The sequence below is a fragment of the Brevundimonas sp. TWP2-1 genome, assembly GCF_049897645.1.
In the GTDB taxonomy this organism is placed as follows: domain Bacteria; phylum Pseudomonadota; class Alphaproteobacteria; order Caulobacterales; family Caulobacteraceae; genus Brevundimonas.
The window spans coordinates 1,051,505-1,066,893 of sequence record NZ_JAFCWR010000001.1 but is presented as its reverse complement, the minus strand read 5'-3'; the positions used below and the strand labels follow the sequence as shown (position 1 = coordinate 1,066,893).

Here is a 15,389-nt window from a genome sequence, read left to right as displayed (position 1 = left end):
GGTAAGAGCGAGGCTGCGGAAGCAACCCCCTCATCCGTCTCGCTCCGCGAGCCACCTTCTCCCCCGAGGGGAGAAGGGCTTAGAGGCGTTTGAACGCCTTGCCGCTCGCGTCGAACAGGTGCGCCTGTCGGGCGGGGACGTGCAGCGTCAATCGCTCGCCGGCCTTGGCGCGCAGTTCGCCCGCCAACTGGACCGTCAGCGTGTCTTGCGACGCCGGATGCTTCAAATGCGCCATGGTCGTCGCGCCCAGGGTTTCCACGAACATGACCTCGGCGTTCAGCGCATCGCCGTCGCCGGTCGTGGTCAGATGTTCCGGGCGGACGCCCAGGGTCACGGCGTCGCCAGACTTGGCGGTTGCGCCGTCCACGGCGACGCGGATCGTCTCTCCGGCCGTGGTCTTCACCGTCGCGCCGGTAGCCGAAGCCTCGACGATCTCGGCTGCGAGCAGGTTCATCTTGGGGCTGCCGATGAAGCCGGCGACGAACAGGTTGGCGGGGTGGTCGTAAAGCTCCATCGGCGCCCCGACCTGTTCGATCCGACCGCCATTCAACACCACGATCCGGTCGGCCAGGGTCATGGCCTCGACCTGGTCGTGGGTGACGTAGATCATGGTGGTCTTCAGTTCGGCGTGCAGGCGCGCGAACTCGTAACGCATCCGCACCCGCAGGGCGGCGTCCAGGTTGGACAGGGGCTCGTCGAACAGAAAGACCTGGGGCTCGCGCACGATGGCGCGGCCGATGGCGACGCGCTGGCGCTGGCCGCCCGACATGGCCTTGGGCTTGCGGTCCAGATAGTCGGTGATGCTCAGCGCCTCGGCGGCGGCGCGGACGCGGCGGTCGATCTCGCCCTTGTCCGTCTTGGCCAGCTTCAGGCCGAAGGCCATGTTCTCATAGGCCGTCATGTGCGGGTAAAGCGCATAGGACTGGAACACCATGGCGATGCCCCGATCCGACGGCGACAGGTCGTTGACCACGCGGTCGCCGATGGAGACCTGGCCCGTCGTCGCCTCTTCCAGACCGGCGATGGTGCGCAACAGGGTGGACTTGCCGCAGCCCGAAGGGCCGACGAAGACGATGAACTCGCCGTCGTCGATCTCCAGATCGACGCCCTTCAGCACCTCGACGGCGCCGAACGCCTTCTTCACGTCGACCAGACGGACGTTCGCCATGCTTCCTGCTTTCCTTGGACCCTTCGTTGGGCCGTTTCTGTTTTGCCGCACCGTAACCGGTTACATCGCCGGATCAATGGCGCGATAGGTCTCAGCTGAAATCGAATTTGCAAAACTGCAAAATTGATCTTTCGCAATCCAGCGGCGCTGGCTAGAAGCCCGCCTCGGATCGCGGGGAGCCTGAGATGATGAAGCGCAAGATTTTGATGGCGACGGCTTCGGTCGCGTGGCTGACGGCCTCGGCCGTGCAGGCGCAGGACGCGTCACAGGTCGAGGACATCGTCGTCACCGGCTCGCGGATCGCGGGCGGGGACCGGATCGCGCCGGTCGAGACGGTGGGGCGCGAGACGATCGCCGCCGCCGGGATCGCCGACGCGTCACAACTGGTCCGTCTGGTCACAGCCAACTCGGGCTCGGAAGCCCAGGTCGATCAACTGAACCAGCCGCAGAGCTCGGGCACGGCTCAGTTCAACCTGCGCAATCTGGGCCTGGGATCGACCCTGGTGCTGGTCGACGGTCAGCGCTGGACCAACAGCGCAGTGGTGGCGGTGGATGGCTCGGCCTTCGTCGATATCAACTCGCTCGTGCCGATGATCGCGCTTCAGCGGGTTGAGGTGGTCAAGGACGGCGCCTCGGCCGTCTATGGCTCGGATGCGGTGGCGGGGGTGGTCAACTTCATCACCCGGCGCGATGTCGCCTGGCCCGAGGTCAGCGCCAGATACGCCGTCGCCGACGGGTCGGAAGAGAGCGTGATCGAGGCTGTCGGCGGATTGAAACTACTGGGCGGCGACCTCACGCTGGCGGCGTCGCACTTCCATCGGTCGGCCCTGGGATCGGACGAGCGGGACTTCACCCAGGCTGAACGCTACGGCCGCGCCGCCTGGACCGCCGTGACCAGCTATGGCAAGCCAGGCTCCTATTTTCGGCCCAGCCGCAACGGGTTCTCGCCCGATCCGGCGTGCGGCGATCCGGCGTTCGCCAGCGCCTATCTGAACGCGCCGACGGATTCGTTTTGCCGGCTGGACTATTCCGACTTCTTCGATCTGACGCCGGAAGAGACGCGGACGCAGCTGTTTGCGGATTATCGTCGTCCGGTGGGCGACATGACCCTGTCGCTGCAAGCGGCCTGGTCGGCGACCAACACCATCGCGCGCCAGTCGCCGTCGTTGCCGATCCTGGCGCGGTCGCTGACGGTGCCGGCGTCGCATCCCGACAATCCGTTCGGCGAGGCGGTGCTGTTCCGGGGGCGTCTGCTGGGTGCGGAGGCAGGGGCGTCGCAGGCCGAGTTCGACTATCGCACCTGGCGCATCGCCGGCGGCCTGGACGGACGGTTTTCCAACGGTTGGACCTGGAACCTGAGCGCGACCAGCAGCCGTCAGCACGTCGCCTATGACAAGCCCGACACCATCGGCAGCGCCCTGCAGGACGCCCTGAACGGCCTGGGCGGAGCCGGCTGCAACCCGGCGACCGGCGCGCCCGGCGTCGGCGGCTGTCAGTATTTCAACCCGTTCGGCAGCGCCTATCTGGGGACCGGCACGGCCAACAGCGCCGCGCTGATCGACAGTCTGATCGGCTCGACCGGCCTGCGCGGCGCATCCACCCTGACGACGGCGGACGCCTCGACCAGCGGCGAGGCCTTCGCCTGGAGCGGCGGATCGGTCGATGTCGCCATAGGCGCGCAGTATCGCCGCAGCGCTTTCCGCCACGACTGGAGCGATCTGGTCAATGCGGGCGACCTGCTGACGGCGGGCGTGTCGCCCGACTTCGAGGGCGATCAGGAGGCGCTGGCCGCCTTCGCCGAGGCGCGCCTCCATCTGGGCGACCGGATCGAAGCGCAGCTGGCCGGCCGCTACGAATCCTATGACGGCGACGAGGGCCGGTTCAGCCCCAAGGCGGCCATCCGATGGGATGTCACCGACACCCTGGCCCTGCGCGCGTCCTGGGGGCAGGGGTTCCGCGCGCCGTCGGTCTACGCCCAGTCCGGCGCCCAGGCGTCGCAGCTGTCGGTGTTCGACCGGGGCGCCTTCGTCTTCGTCAACACCCTGACCTCGGGCCGGGCCGACCTTAAGCCCGAGAAGTCCGAGAGCCTCAGCCTGGGCGCGCTGTGGAAGCCGATAGAGGGGCTGGAGCTGGGCCTGGACGCCTGGCGGTTCGACTATACGGACCAGGTGGTCAAGGAATCGGCGCAAGCCATCATCGATCAGGCGGCGGCGGATTCGGCCGGGGGCCTGAGCGGCACGGATGCGCAGGGCCGCATCACACGCTCGCCCAGCGGCGCTCTGACCTTCGTCCAGCTCTATTTCGTCAACGCCTCGTCCATCGAGACGCAAGGGATCGACCTCTCGGCTCGCTATCGCCACGGCCTGTGGGGCGGGGAGGCGTCGGCCGCTGCGACCTGGACCTATGTGGACGCCTATGACATTCGGCTCAACGCCTCGGCGGCCCAGGTGTCGGGCGCGGGATCGACCAATCTGAACAACATCGGCCGGTCCCTGCCGCGCAATCGCGGGGAGTTCGCCCTGGGCTGGAGCGGCGGCGGCCACGCCGTGACGGCCCTGGTCCACTATATCGACGGCTACGCCAACGACCGTAGCGGGATCACGGACGTCAGCATCGCCAGCCAGACGACGGTCGATCTGCTCTACAGCCGCACCCTCGGCGCCGACCTCGATTTGGCGGTCGGGGTGGTCAATGTCGCGGACAAGGCGCCGCCGCTGGCGCAGTTTGCCCTGGGTTACGACCCGGTCGTCGCCGATCCACGCGGTCGGGTGTTCAGCCTGGGTCTGACCAAACGGTTCTGATCGGATCGTCAGGCCGCCAGGCGCTTGGCGGGGGGGAGGGCTGCGGTGATCGCCTCGATCAGAGCGTGGATTTCCAGCGGCTTGGCGACGAAGCCGTCCAACCCGGCTTCCACACCTTGCCGGCGTACTTCGGTGGAGACGTCGCCGGACAACAGGATCAGCGGCGTGCGCTGTCCCGGCGTCTCTTCGGCGCGGATGCGTCGGGCGGCCTCGAATCCGTCGCAGATCGGCATGCGCAGATCCAGCAGGACCAAGTCATAGTCGCCGTCCCGCCAGGCCGCGACCGCCTGATCGCCGTCGTTCACTACAGTCACCTGCATGCCGAGGTTCGGCAAGATGGCAGACAGAACCTGGCGGTTCACGGCGTTGTCGTCGGCCGCGAGGATGCGCAGATCGGCCAGGACAGGTCCGCTGTCCACGTCCGCCATGGCGGTCTTGCCGCGCGTCAACGGAAGCTCGACGGTGAAGCACGAGCCTTGGCCCGGTTCGCTTTCAACCGTGATGTCGCCGCCCATCATCCGCGCGAGAGAACGAGAGATCGAAAGACCCAAACCCGTTCCGCCGTGCTTGTGGGCCGTTTCCGCACTCGCCTGAACATAGGGTGCAAACAGGCGCCCCTGTGTGGTCTCGTCCATGCCGACGCCGCTGTCGCGCACCGCGATGCGCAGGCCGCCCGCGCCCAAGGCGCCGACGGACACAAGCACTTCGCCCTTGTCGGTGAACTTCACGGCGTTGGAGATCAGGTTGGCCAGGATCTGGCCGATGCGCACCTTGTCGCCGATCCAGTCGCCAGCGGCGTCTGGGGCCACGTCGATCCGCAGGACCACGCCCTTCTTGCGCGCCACCTCGCCGAAGGCCGCATCCATGCGGGCCAGCAGCCGTGCCAGATCGAAATCCGCGTTCAACAGTTCCAGGCGGCCGGCCTCGATCTTCGATGCGTCCAACAGATCGTTCAGCAGGGCCGTCAGCGTCTCGCCGGATTCCAGCGCGACTTCCAGGCGCTCCTTCTGCGCCGGGGGGATCGGCTCGTTCGCCATGACTTGCAGCATGCCCAGCATGCCGTTCAACGGCGTTCGAATTTCGTGGCTGACGATCGCCAGGGTTTGGGTCTTGGCCTTGGCGTAGGCGAGGGTCTCGCGCTCCCGTCGTGCTGAGGCTCGAACCGCCCAGATGGCCAGGCTGGCGCCCAGTCCCAGCGCCGCCAGCGCGACACCGGCCACTGTCAGACGGGCGGATGCATAGGCCCGGTCACGCGCATCCTCGCGTTCCAACGTCAGCGCCGCCTCTTCCGCCCGCAGGTCGCCCACCAACCGTCTCAGGTCGTCCATGGCCAGACGGCCACGTTCGGCCAATAGCGGATCCCGAGCCTCGCTCTGCGGCCGCGACAGTTGCGGGTCGGCGTAGATGGACCGCCACCGGATCATGGCCAGACGAAGCTTGTTCAGTCGGATGGTTTGCGACGCGTTGTCCGCGGTCAAGCGCGACAGGGTGGACAAACCATCGGCGAACTCCTGCTCTCCGGCGACATAGGGTTGCAGGAAGGCGCGGTCGCCATTGCTTTCGGAATAGCCTCTTACGCCGGTTTCCTGATCCAGCGCCGCAGCCAGCAGGTCGGCTGCGGCCCTCTCGACCGCGGCCGTGTGCAGCACCGAGCGGTCAGCGGTCTGGATGGTGGACAGGTTGCTGAAAACCGCGAAAACCATCGCAGCCATCATCGCCTTCATCGTACCGATCATCAACGCAGCGGAGCGCGCCGCGCGGGTCTTCATCAAGGCCCTTAAGCGCGTGAAGGCGGCGGAAATGTTCATGTACGGAACCGCATCGTGACGTTCAGACGATCCTAGCGCTGCCCGATGAACATTGTGTTTCCAAGCTTACCAAGATGATCCTTTGGGGCTTGGAGGGCGTTGGCTCGGATTGACGCTGCGGGACTTGAAGTGACTGAAAACGCTGCGGATCGTTCGCGGGCTTAGGCTGGAATAGGCGTCGGCTGATCGCGTTCGATCAGACGCTCGCGGACATCGACCGGCGCCGCCTCGGCCCAGTTCAGGAGCTTGTCGAGCACGGGACAAAGCGACTGTCCCCATTCCGTGAGGTGATATTCCACCTTGGGCGGAACCTGAGCGTGGACGATGCGCGCGACCACGCCGTCGACTTCCAGCTGACGCAGTTGCTGGATTAGCATCTTTTGCGACACGCCGGGGATGGCGCGCTCCAGTTCCGAGAACCGACGAACGTTCGAACCGAACAGTTGGAACAGGATCACCAGCTTCCATCGCCCCTCTAGCACTCGGATCACGTTCTGCGTGCTCTGCGCCGCCGTCTGCGGGGTGTAGTCGACGCGCTCACCTTCAGGTGAGTACCTTACTTTTTCGTCCGTACTTGCCATCTCGCAAGCTTATTTCCAGTTTGGATCGAACGCAACGATCCAACCCGGAGCTCCTGATGATTGCCGACCTTCCCAAGCCGATCGCAAACTATGTGGAGGCCAATTCGCGCCTCGATGTCGATGGCATGCTGCACGCCTTTTCACCTGACGCCGTTGTTCAGGATGATGGGGGACGCCATCATGGGCATCCCGAGCTGAGGCGGTGGATCGAGGAGTCCATAGTCGCCAGCAAGGCGGTCTTTACGCCGGACGCCATGCGCCATGAGGGCGGCCAGGTTGTCGTCGAGGGCCTGACGTTTGGTGCGTTCAAGGGCAGTCCCTTGCGGTTCACCCTGCGATTCACACTGGAAGGCGACGCCATCCGCACGCTGGAGATCTCGCTGTGACCGCGCGTCTTGATCCCTCCGAGTTCAATGGCCGACGTGTTCTGGTCACCGCCGGCACCAAGGGCGCGGGCCGGGCGACCGTCGCGCGTTTCCTGGCGGGTGGAGCGCAGGTCATGACTGCCGCGCGTTCGGCCCCGGAAACCTCGACTGGGGCTGAGTTTATGGCGGCCGACCTGATGACCCTGGAGGGGTGCGAGACCTTGGCCGAAGCCGCCGTCAATCGGTTGGGCGGCGTGGATATTCTGGTGCATGTCGTGGGCGGATCGTCCGCGCCGGCCGGCGGTTTCGCCGCCCTGACGGATGACCACTGGCGCGCCGAGCTTGATCTGAACCTGATGCCGGCGGTTCGCCTGGATCGTCTGCTTGCGCCGCAGATGATCGCGCGCGGCTCCGGCGCCATCATCCACGTCTCGTCCATTCAGCGGACCCTGCCGCTGCCGGAATCCACGACCGCCTATGCGGCGGCCAAGGCGGCCCTGTCCACCTACAGCAAGTCCCTGTCCAAGGAGCTTGGGCCGAAGGGCGTTCGGGTCAATGTCGTGTCGCCGGGCTGGATCGCCACGGAGGCCTCGGGCGCTCTTCTGGAGAGGATCGCGGAGGGCACGGGCGGCACGGTGGAAGACGCTCGCCAGGGCGTGCTGAAGGCCTTGGGCGGAATCCCCTTGGGGCGAGCGGCGCAACCCGAGGAGGTCGCCGAGCTGATCGCCTTCCTTGCTTCGGACAGGGCGGCCGCCATCCATGGAAGCGAGTATGTGATCGACGGCGGCACGATACCGACGGTCTAGGCGAAGAGCGTGCGCTAGCTGAGTCCCGCGCCTAGACTTGAGCGGCCAGACGTCTCACTGAGGGTCGAAAACGGCTATGAACTCGCCCGCACGAATCCGACATCCCGAGACACCCATGACCTACACCCTCTACGGCATTCCCAACTGTGACACGGTCAAGAAGGCACGGGTCTGGCTGGAGCAGCAGGGGGTCGATTATGTCTTCCATGACTACAAGAAGGCCGGGGCGGATGCGGGGCAGCTGGGGCAGTGGATCGACGAGCATGGGTGGGAGACGGTGCTGAACCGGGCCGGGACGACGTTCAAGAAGTTGCCGGATGCGGACAAGGCGGACATCGACAAGGCCAAGGCGATCGCGCTGATGATGGCGCAGCCGTCGATGATCAAACGGCCGGTGCTGGACCTGGGGGATCGGCGGTTGGTGGGGTTCAAGCCCGAGGTCTACGCCGCCGCGCTCACCTGAGCCGGACGGTCGCAGCGACGCCGAAGTGGTCGGAGGGATATTCGCCGTTCGTGGGCGCGTCGCCGAAGACGTAGGCCTCGACGGGGGCGAAGAACTCCGGCTCGACGAAGATGTGGTCGATGACGCGGTTCGGGTGGCCCTTGGCCGGGTTCAGGGTGGTGGAGGCCGCATTGCGGGGCGGGGCGCTGAGGAAGCGCGGGCCGGTCAGGGTCGCCAGGCCTGAATCCTCCAAGGGCGCATTGAAGTCGCCCATGACGATCAGGGGCACGCCCTCCTGCGGCAGCCAACTGAGCAAGGACGAGATCTGACGGGCGCGCACCGGGCCGGCGTCGGGCTGCCAGGCCAGATGGGTGACGACCACATCGACCGGGCGTCCCTGAACCGAGACGCGAAGACGCAGCGCGGTGCGGAAATCGTCCAGCGGCTCCAGCTTGATCGAATCCTCGGCCAGCACCGGCAGGCGGGTCAGAAGGGCGTTGCCGTATCGGCGCGGCGCTCCCTCGGGATCGGTCGAGACGAAGGCGACGTGATAGCCGCCCAGCTCGCGCCCCAGCATTCGGGCCTGGTTCTCCAGGCCGACGTTCGCGTCCTCCAGCACTTCCTGAAGGGCGATGACGTCGGCATCCTGGGCCTTCAGCGCCGCGATCAGCAGCGGCCGACGCGCTGTCCAGTCGCCGAGATTGTGCCAGATGTTGAAGGTGACGAGCCGGAGCCCGGCGGCGGGGCGTGCCATCGGGGTGAAGGCGCAGGCCGCCAGCGGCGCGAACGCTGCGGCGGCCAGAAGGGTGCGACGCCCGATCACGCCGTGTTCAGCCCTCGACATCCGTGATGGGGCGGTCATGGCCGTCGGCGCGCTCGGTCACCCACGTTCCGTCTGCGGTCGCATATTCGATGGAGGCGGTCTCGTCCGGCACACGTTGCTCGCGCGAAACGCGGACGGCCGCGGCCTTGGCGTCGTCATGTGTGGCGAAGGTCTCGGAATAGGTGCCGCCGGACATATAGGCCCAGCCGCCGTCGTGTTCGACGATGCGATAGGTGACATGGGCCATGGGACGCGCTCCTGAAGGTTGATGTTCGGACCCTAGACCGAACCGGCGGCGGCTGGAACGGCGACCTTACGAAGATTTCACGTAACGCGGCGCATCCGTGGGCGCATCCCGCAGCCTCTTGTGATCAGAAGGCCGCCGCATCAGGCTGCTGCAACGGTTCAAGGGATACTCGTCATGGAAGACTTCATTCCGCTCTTCGCCATCTTCGCCGTGTTCGGCACGATCACGGCCATCGTCTTCGGCCCCACCTTCCTGAAATATCGCGAAAAGCGCGACATGCAGGAGACCGTGCGTCACGCGGTCGACAAGGGCCAGCAACTGCCGCCCGAACTGATCGATGTGATGACCAAGGATGTGCAGAAAAGCCTGCCGTCGCGCACCAAGGATGTCCGACGCGGCATCATCTGGCTGGCGACCGGCATCGGCATCGCCGCCTTCTCCGTCGTTACGGAATGGAGCGGCGGCTGGAACAACAATGTCGACAACGGTCTGCTGGGCATCGCCTGCATCCCCGTGACCATCGGCCTGGCCTTCATCGTGCTGAGCTTCTTCAACAAGGGCGCGGACTGACGGAGGACAGCAAAGGGGGCTGTCATGGGCAAATCTCTGCGTGATTTCCACGATGTCGAGCTGGCCGCCCAGGCGGCGGCCGGCGGGCGGCGAGAGTATGGCGAACTGGTCCGTCGGCACGGGTCGGCGGTGCGGGGGCTGCTGCGACGGATGGGGGCCACGCCGTCCCTGTCCGACGACGTGGCGCAGGACGCCTTCCTGCAAGGGTTTCAGCGCTGCGCTGAGTTTCACGGGCAGGGGACTTTTGCGGGCTGGATCAAGAAGATCGCTGCGCGGCTTTATCTGAAGCGGGTCGCCAAGGAGGCTCGCTATGTCGCCGAGGTCGAGACGGATCAGGCGGATGTCGTGGTCGATCGCGGCGGCCTGATGGATCTGGACGAGGCGCTCAAGACGCTCAACGAAACCGAGCGGGTGTGCGTGTCCCTGTGCCACGGCGCGGGGATGTCACATCCCGAAATCGCGGCGGCCATGAATTTGCCGCTCGGAACGGTGAAATCCCATGTCAAACGTGGTCTGGATAAACTTCGCGCGCGGCTTCAACCGGCGCAGGGCGACGGGAGGTCGATCCATGTCGGCTGATGAATTCGATCCGATGATCGAGCGGATGTTCGCGCAAAGCCCGCGACTGGCCGACGAGGCCCTGTTCCTGGCGACCTTGCAGGCGCGGATGGAGAAGCAGTCGCGCTGGCGGGTGCTCGCCCTGACGGTGGCCGGGCTGGTCGGCGGGGCGCTGGCGATTCGCGAGGGGCTGAGCGTGAACTTCGCCTCTGGCGGCGAGACGACGCTGGACCAGGGACTTCGCGCGGCGGCGGCGACGGCGCAGGGCGCGGCCCAGTCGGGACTGGATAGCCTGGGTGTCGGCTCGGTCGATTTGTCCAGCGGCACAGGTGTTCTGGCCTTCTGGATCGTGGCCGGGGCCATGGCGGCCGTGCTGGCGGCGGGCGCTGCGCGGTTGTCGCAGGACGTCTGAAGGTGACTTCGCCGGCGGGCGGGCCTATCTGAACCGCGTTCAGACAGGAGGCCCGCCGGATGTCCATTCAAACGCAGGAGACCGTGAAACGGATCTCCGTTCCCGATATCGCCGGTCGCAAGGGCGGCGAGCCGATCGTCTGCCTGACCGCCTATGACGCGCCGATGGCGGCCCTGCTGGACCCGCACTGCGACGTGCTGCTGGTCGGCGACAGCCTGGGCATGGCGGTTCACGGCCTGCCCAATACGGTGGGCGTCACCCTGGAGATGATGATCCTGCATGGGCAGGCGGTCATGCGGGGCGCCAAGCGGGCCATGGTGGTCGTGGACATGCCGTTCGGCTCGTACGAGGGCGGCAAGGAGATCGCCTACGCCAACTGCGTGCGGGTGATGCAAGAAACGGGCGCCCAGGCGGTGAAGCTGGAAACCAGCATCGAACTGGCCGAGATCGTCGCCTTCCTGGTCAAGCGCGGCATTCCCGTTATGGGCCACGTGGGCCTGCGACCCCAGGCGATCCTGGCCGAGGGCGGGTTCAAGGCCAAGGGGCGCACCGACTACGAGCGTGAACGGGTGATGGCCGAGGCCAAGGCCACGGCAGAGGCGGGCGCCTTCTGCATCGTCATCGAGGGCGTCGCCGAATCGCTGGCGCGCGAGATCACCGAGACCATCGACACCCCGACCATCGGCATCGGCGCATCGGCCGCCTGCGACGGTCAGGTGCTGGTGATCAACGACATGCTGGGCATGTTCGACTGGACGCCGCGGTTCGTGCGCAAATACGCCGATCTGCGCACAGAGATCGACCGCGCGGCCGCCGCTTTCGCCGCCGATGTGAAAACCCGCCGTTTTCCTGCCGAAGTCGAGACCTACTTCTCGAAAAAGCCGGCTTCGCAGTAACGGACGACGTTGCGGGCGGGGAGCCGACCTTCTAGGGTCCGCGCCGGTTTGCATTTCGCGATTTTGGGGCGACGTTTCAGTGGTTGATGTCTTCGAGCAGGTCGAGGAGGAGCTTCGCTCCGAAAAGGTGAAGCGCCTGGCCAAGACTTGGCTGCCCGTTTTCGGCGTGGTGCTGGTGGTCGCCCTGATCGGCGCGCTGGGCTGGTGGGGCTGGGACAGCCTCAACACGAACAAGGCCGGCAAGGGCGCCGAGGCCTATGATCGCGGCATGGAGGCTCTGAGGGCCGACAAGCCGATGGACGCCCGCGCCGCCTTCGAGGAAGCGGTCAAGGAAGGCAACGGCGCCTACAAGGTCCTGGCTCTGCAACAGCAGGCCGGCCTGGCCGTGAGCGCCAACAAGTTCCCCGACGCCGTCCGCCTGTTCGACGAAGCCGCCAAGGCGTCCAGCGATCCACTGCTGTCGGATCCGCCCGCGCTGAAGGCCGCCTTCCTGATCATGGACACCGCGCCCCTGGCCGATATCGAGGCCCGCCTGACGCCGCTGGCAGAGGATGACCGTCCGCTGCACGCCTTCGCCCAGGAAGCCCTAGCCCTGGCGCGTCTCCAGCACGGCAAGACCAAGGAGGCCCGCGAGGCCTTCGTCCTGCTGCAACTGGGTCAGGACGTGCCGGATTCGGTGCGTCAACGCGCCCAGATCGCGGTGGAATCCATCGACGCCGGCACCGCAGGCGCGATCAAGCCCATCATCGACGCCGCCGCCAAGGCCACGCCGCCGGCCCCCGGCGCCGCGAATGCGATGACCCCTTCGGCGCCTGCAGCGGCCCCCGCCGCCGCCCCGGCCGCCCAATAGTGACGACCCCTTACAGGACGCCCCAGATGAACCGAGTTCTGAAAGTCGCGCTGATCTGCGGCGTCGCCGCGACCATGGCGTCCTGCGGCACCGTGCGCCGCAACCTGCCGTTCGGCCTGGGCGGCCAGGAGGAGGCGGGGGCGACCGCATCGGCCGGTCAGCGGATTTCGGTGCTGGAGTTCGAACAGACGCTGACCCCGTCGGCCGCCCTGTCGGGCCGCGACTACTTCCTTCCCGGTCCCCAGGCGATCACGGCCTGGACCCAGCCCGGCGGAACGACCGAGAACCTGGTCGAGCACGTCATCGCGGCTCCGAACTTCCAGATCGCCTGGAAGCGCAACATCGGCGAGGGCTCGGCCCGCGTCGGCAACGTCATGGCGCCCATCGTGGCCGCAGACGGCAAGATCTTCGTGCTGGACGGCGAATCGACTGTGTCGGCCGTGTCGGCCGACACCGGCGAGGTTCTGTGGAAGGCCAACGTCAAGAACGCTGAGCGCGATCGCAACGGCGGCTTCGGCGGCGGCGTGGCGGTGGGCGGCGGCAAGGTATTCGTCTCATCGGGCTATCGGTCGATGTCGGCGCTGGACGCCAACACCGGCGCGGTGGTCTGGACCCAGCTGGTGGACGCCCCGATCCACGGCGCCCCGACCGTGTCGGGCAACCGCGTCTTCGTCGTCGATGTGGACAGCCAGTTGTTCGCCTTCGACGCCGCCACCGGCGCTCAGGACTGGACCTATCGCGGCATCGCCGAGCCGGCGCGGGTCATGCGGGCCTCCAGCCCGGCCGTCAGCGGCAACACCGTCGTCGCGCCCTTCGCCTCGGGCCAACTGGTCGCCCTCAGCACGCTGAACGGTCAGGCCGTGTGGGAAGAAACCCTGTCGCGCACCAGCCGCACCAGCGCCCTGTCCGAGGTTCGCGACGTCGCGGGCCGTCCGGTCATCAGCCGCGGCATGGTCTATGGCGTCAGCCACTCTGGCGTGCTGTCGGCGCTGGACCTGCGGTCGGGCCAACCCAAGTGGCAACTGCCGGTGACGGGCGTGAATGCGCCCCTGCCGGTCGGCGACGCCGTCTTTGTGGTGTCGAAGTCGGGTCAGCTGATCACCGTCAATCGCGACACCGGCCAGATCTACTGGACACGCGAGCTGAACGAAGGTCGCATCCGCAAGGAAGGCGGATTTTTCGGCTTCTTTGACCGCGAACTGACGCCGCAATGGTCGGGGCCGCTGCTGGCCTCCAACCGCCTGGTGATGGTCAACTCGTTCGGCGAGGCCGTCGCCTTCGATCCCAAGACCGGCGCCGCGCAGACGACCCTGAAGCTGGGCGCGCCCGCCTATATCGCGCCTGCCGCCTACAACGGCGCCCTGTACGTGCTGACCGATAACGGTCAGCTGATCTGCATCCGCTGATTTTCAGCCCGAACTAAGCTAGAAAGCCGACATGGCTCTGAAGGTCGCCATCGTCGGCCGCCCCAATGTGGGCAAATCGACACTGTTCAACCGCCTCGTCGGCAAGCGCCTCGCGCTTGTCGATGATCGCCCCGGCGTGACCCGGGACCGGCGCTACGCCGACGGCAATATCGGCGACATGGATCTGACGCTGATCGACACGGCCGGCTACGAGGATGTCACCGACGACAGCCTGGAAGCCCGGATGCGTGAGCAGACCGAGGCCGCGCTGGACGACGCCGAACTGGTCATGTTCATGATGGACGCCCGCGAAGGCGTCACCTCGCTGGACCGGATCTTCGCCGAGCGTCTGCGCAAGGTGCACAAGCCGATCATCCTGCTGGCCAACAAGTCCGAGAGCCGCGAGAGCGGCGGCGGCGTCGGCGAGGCGCACGCCCTGGGCTTCGGCGAGCCGGTCGCCATCTCCGCCGAGCACGGCGAGGGCATGGCCGACCTGTACAAGGCTATTCGCGCCGCCTCCGAAGACATCTTCATCGAAGAGATCGACGAGCCGGATAAGCCGATCCGCATCGCCGTGATTGGTCGTCCCAACGCCGGCAAGTCCACCCTGATCAACCGTCTGATCGGCGACGACCGTCTGCTGACCGGGCCGGAAGCGGGCATCACCCGCGACTCTATTTCGGTGGACTGGCAGTTCGAGGGCAAGAACATCCGCCTGGTCGATACGGCCGGGATGCGGCGCAAGGCGCGGGTGCAGGAGAAGCTGGAGAAACTGTCGGTCGCCGACACCATCCGGGCCATCACCTTCGCCGAAGTCGTCATCCTGATGATGGACAAGGACGACGCCTTCGATACCCAGGACCTGCAGCTGGCCGACCTGGTCGAGCGCGAAGGCCGCGCCCTGGTCTATGTCGCGTCCAAATGGGACCTGGAAGACGAGCCCCAGGCCCGCATGGCCAAGCTGAAGGGCATGGCCGAGGACAAGCTGCCCCAGCTGAAGGGTTCGCCCTTCGTGGCCCTGTCCTCGCATTCGGGCCGGGGCGTCGAACGCCTGATGCCTGCGGTGCTTCAGGCCTATGACACCTGGTCGGTCAAGGTGAAGACCAAGGATCTGAACACCTGGCTGGCCATGGCCACCCAGCGGCACCCGCCCCCCGCCGTGGACGGCAAGCGGATCAAGCCGAAATACATCGCCCAGACCAAGGCCCGTCCGCCGACCTTCGTGCTGATGGCCAACCGCGCCGAGTCGATGCCGGAGCATTACAAGCGCTATCTGGTCAACTCGATCCGCGAGAGCTTCGACCTGCCGGGCACGCCGATCCGCCTGAACGTCAAATCCAGCGGGGTGAACCCCTATGCCGAGGGCGGCGCCAAGTCGGGACCGGAACGCTACAAGGGCGACGCCAAGACCGCGCCGCGCCGGGTGATCAAGAAGGCCGAGAAGGAAGAGGCGCTGTCCAAACTGCCTGGCAAGGCGCTGGAGCAGAAGAAGACTCGCAAGGCCCAGCCCAAGGTCCTGGGCGGCCTGAAGTCCAGCGCGTCCAAGAAGGCCGGGTCGTCCATTGCGGTCCAGAAGGGCGCCCGTGGCGGCGCGCGTCAGGTCTCGCGTTCCGGCCGGATTCGTACGGGCCAAAAGGGCGGCGCCAAGAAGTGACG

The 15,389-nt window shown here is 66.6% G+C and carries 16 protein-coding genes; 11 read left to right on the top strand and 5 right to left on the bottom strand.

Annotated features, from left to right (window positions below):
- Nucleotides 1-79: 79 nt before the first annotated feature.
- The gene (locus tag ACP7BH_RS05370) at nt 80-1,168 is read right to left on the bottom strand and encodes an ABC transporter ATP-binding protein (protein ID WP_425983060.1); all 1,089 of its coding nucleotides are present in this window, start codon (nt 1,166-1,168) and stop codon (nt 80-82) included.
- 188 nt (nt 1,169-1,356) lie between these two features.
- Between ACP7BH_RS05370 and ACP7BH_RS05365 the strand changes: the two genes are divergently transcribed.
- Nucleotides 1,357-3,969 (top strand): TonB-dependent receptor domain-containing protein, encoded by a 2,613-nt coding sequence (locus tag ACP7BH_RS05365; RefSeq protein WP_426043332.1) that lies wholly within the window; start codon nt 1,357-1,359, stop codon nt 3,967-3,969.
- 8 nt (nt 3,970-3,977) lie between these two features.
- Here ACP7BH_RS05365 and ACP7BH_RS05360 read toward each other — a convergent pair whose 3' ends face one another.
- Together ACP7BH_RS05360 and ACP7BH_RS05355 are read right to left on the bottom strand one after the other, a co-directional pair.
- A complete protein-coding gene (locus ACP7BH_RS05360; protein ID WP_425983064.1) occupies nt 3,978-5,777 on the bottom strand; it encodes an ATP-binding protein in 1,800 nt (599 codons plus the stop codon).
- A gap of 161 nt (nt 5,778-5,938) precedes the next feature.
- Nucleotides 5,939-6,268, bottom strand: a complete 330-nt coding sequence (locus ACP7BH_RS05355; protein ID WP_425983066.1) for a winged helix-turn-helix transcriptional regulator — start codon at nt 6,266-6,268, stop codon at nt 5,939-5,941.
- A 146-nt stretch (nt 6,269-6,414) separates the two neighbouring features.
- Here ACP7BH_RS05355 and ACP7BH_RS05350 point away from each other — a divergent pair, with 146 nt between their 5' ends.
- From ACP7BH_RS05350 to ACP7BH_RS05340, 3 genes are all read left to right on the top strand, one after another.
- Nucleotides 6,415-6,744, top strand: coding sequence for a nuclear transport factor 2 family protein (locus ACP7BH_RS05350; RefSeq protein ID WP_425983068.1), 330 nt, complete (start codon nt 6,415-6,417; stop codon nt 6,742-6,744).
- The gene (locus ACP7BH_RS05345) at nt 6,741-7,529 is read left to right on the top strand and encodes an SDR family oxidoreductase (RefSeq protein ID WP_425983070.1); all 789 of its coding nucleotides are present in this window, start codon (nt 6,741-6,743) and stop codon (nt 7,527-7,529) included. The genes ACP7BH_RS05350 and ACP7BH_RS05345 overlap by 4 nt, the downstream gene beginning before the upstream one ends.
- Before the next feature lie 115 nt (nt 7,530-7,644).
- Nucleotides 7,645-7,992 carry an ArsC family reductase gene (locus tag ACP7BH_RS05340; RefSeq protein WP_425983071.1) on the top strand — a complete coding sequence of 116 codons (348 nt, stop codon included), beginning with the start codon at nt 7,645-7,647 and terminating at the stop codon, nt 7,990-7,992.
- Here ACP7BH_RS05340 and ACP7BH_RS05335 read toward each other — a convergent pair.
- Together ACP7BH_RS05335 and ACP7BH_RS05330 are read right to left on the bottom strand one after the other, a co-directional pair.
- Nucleotides 7,985-8,833 (bottom strand): endonuclease/exonuclease/phosphatase family protein, encoded by an 849-nt coding sequence (locus tag ACP7BH_RS05335; RefSeq protein WP_425983073.1) that lies wholly within the window; start codon nt 8,831-8,833, stop codon nt 7,985-7,987. The genes ACP7BH_RS05340 and ACP7BH_RS05335 overlap by 8 nt on opposite strands.
- Nucleotides 8,802-9,041, bottom strand: coding sequence for a hypothetical protein (locus ACP7BH_RS05330; RefSeq protein ID WP_135193096.1), 240 nt, complete (start codon nt 9,039-9,041; stop codon nt 8,802-8,804). Before ACP7BH_RS05330 ends, ACP7BH_RS05335 begins: the two co-directional genes overlap by 32 nt.
- A 174-nt stretch (nt 9,042-9,215) precedes the next feature.
- Here ACP7BH_RS05330 and ACP7BH_RS05325 point away from each other — a divergent pair, with 174 nt between their 5' ends.
- From ACP7BH_RS05325 to der, 7 genes are all read left to right on the top strand, one after another.
- Entirely contained in the window at nt 9,216-9,611 is a 396-nt protein-coding gene (locus ACP7BH_RS05325; RefSeq protein ID WP_425983074.1) for a DUF6249 domain-containing protein, read from the top strand.
- Between the two features lie 24 nt (nt 9,612-9,635).
- Nucleotides 9,636-10,190 (top strand): RNA polymerase sigma factor, encoded by a 555-nt coding sequence (locus tag ACP7BH_RS05320; protein ID WP_425983076.1) that lies wholly within the window; start codon nt 9,636-9,638, stop codon nt 10,188-10,190.
- Nucleotides 10,180-10,581 (top strand): hypothetical protein, encoded by a 402-nt coding sequence (locus ACP7BH_RS05315; RefSeq protein ID WP_425983078.1) that lies wholly within the window; start codon nt 10,180-10,182, stop codon nt 10,579-10,581. Before ACP7BH_RS05320 ends, ACP7BH_RS05315 begins: the two co-directional genes overlap by 11 nt.
- A 59-nt stretch (nt 10,582-10,640) precedes the next feature.
- On the top strand, nt 10,641-11,477 hold the full coding sequence (panB, locus tag ACP7BH_RS05310; RefSeq protein WP_425983080.1) for a 3-methyl-2-oxobutanoate hydroxymethyltransferase: 837 nt from the start codon (nt 10,641-10,643) through the stop codon (nt 11,475-11,477).
- 79 nt (nt 11,478-11,556) lie between these two features.
- Nucleotides 11,557-12,327: a tetratricopeptide repeat protein gene (locus ACP7BH_RS05305; RefSeq protein ID WP_425983082.1), complete on the top strand. Its 771-nt coding sequence runs from the start codon at nt 11,557-11,559 to the stop codon at nt 12,325-12,327.
- Nucleotides 12,328-12,353: 26 nt separating this feature from the next.
- Nucleotides 12,354-13,733 carry a PQQ-binding-like beta-propeller repeat protein gene (locus ACP7BH_RS05300; RefSeq protein WP_425983083.1) on the top strand — a complete coding sequence of 460 codons (1,380 nt, stop codon included), beginning with the start codon at nt 12,354-12,356 and terminating at the stop codon, nt 13,731-13,733.
- A 31-nt stretch (nt 13,734-13,764) separates the two neighbouring features.
- Entirely contained in the window at nt 13,765-15,387 is a 1,623-nt protein-coding gene (der, locus tag ACP7BH_RS05295; protein ID WP_425983085.1) for a ribosome biogenesis GTPase Der, read from the top strand.
- Nucleotides 15,388-15,389: the final 2 nt, after the last annotated feature.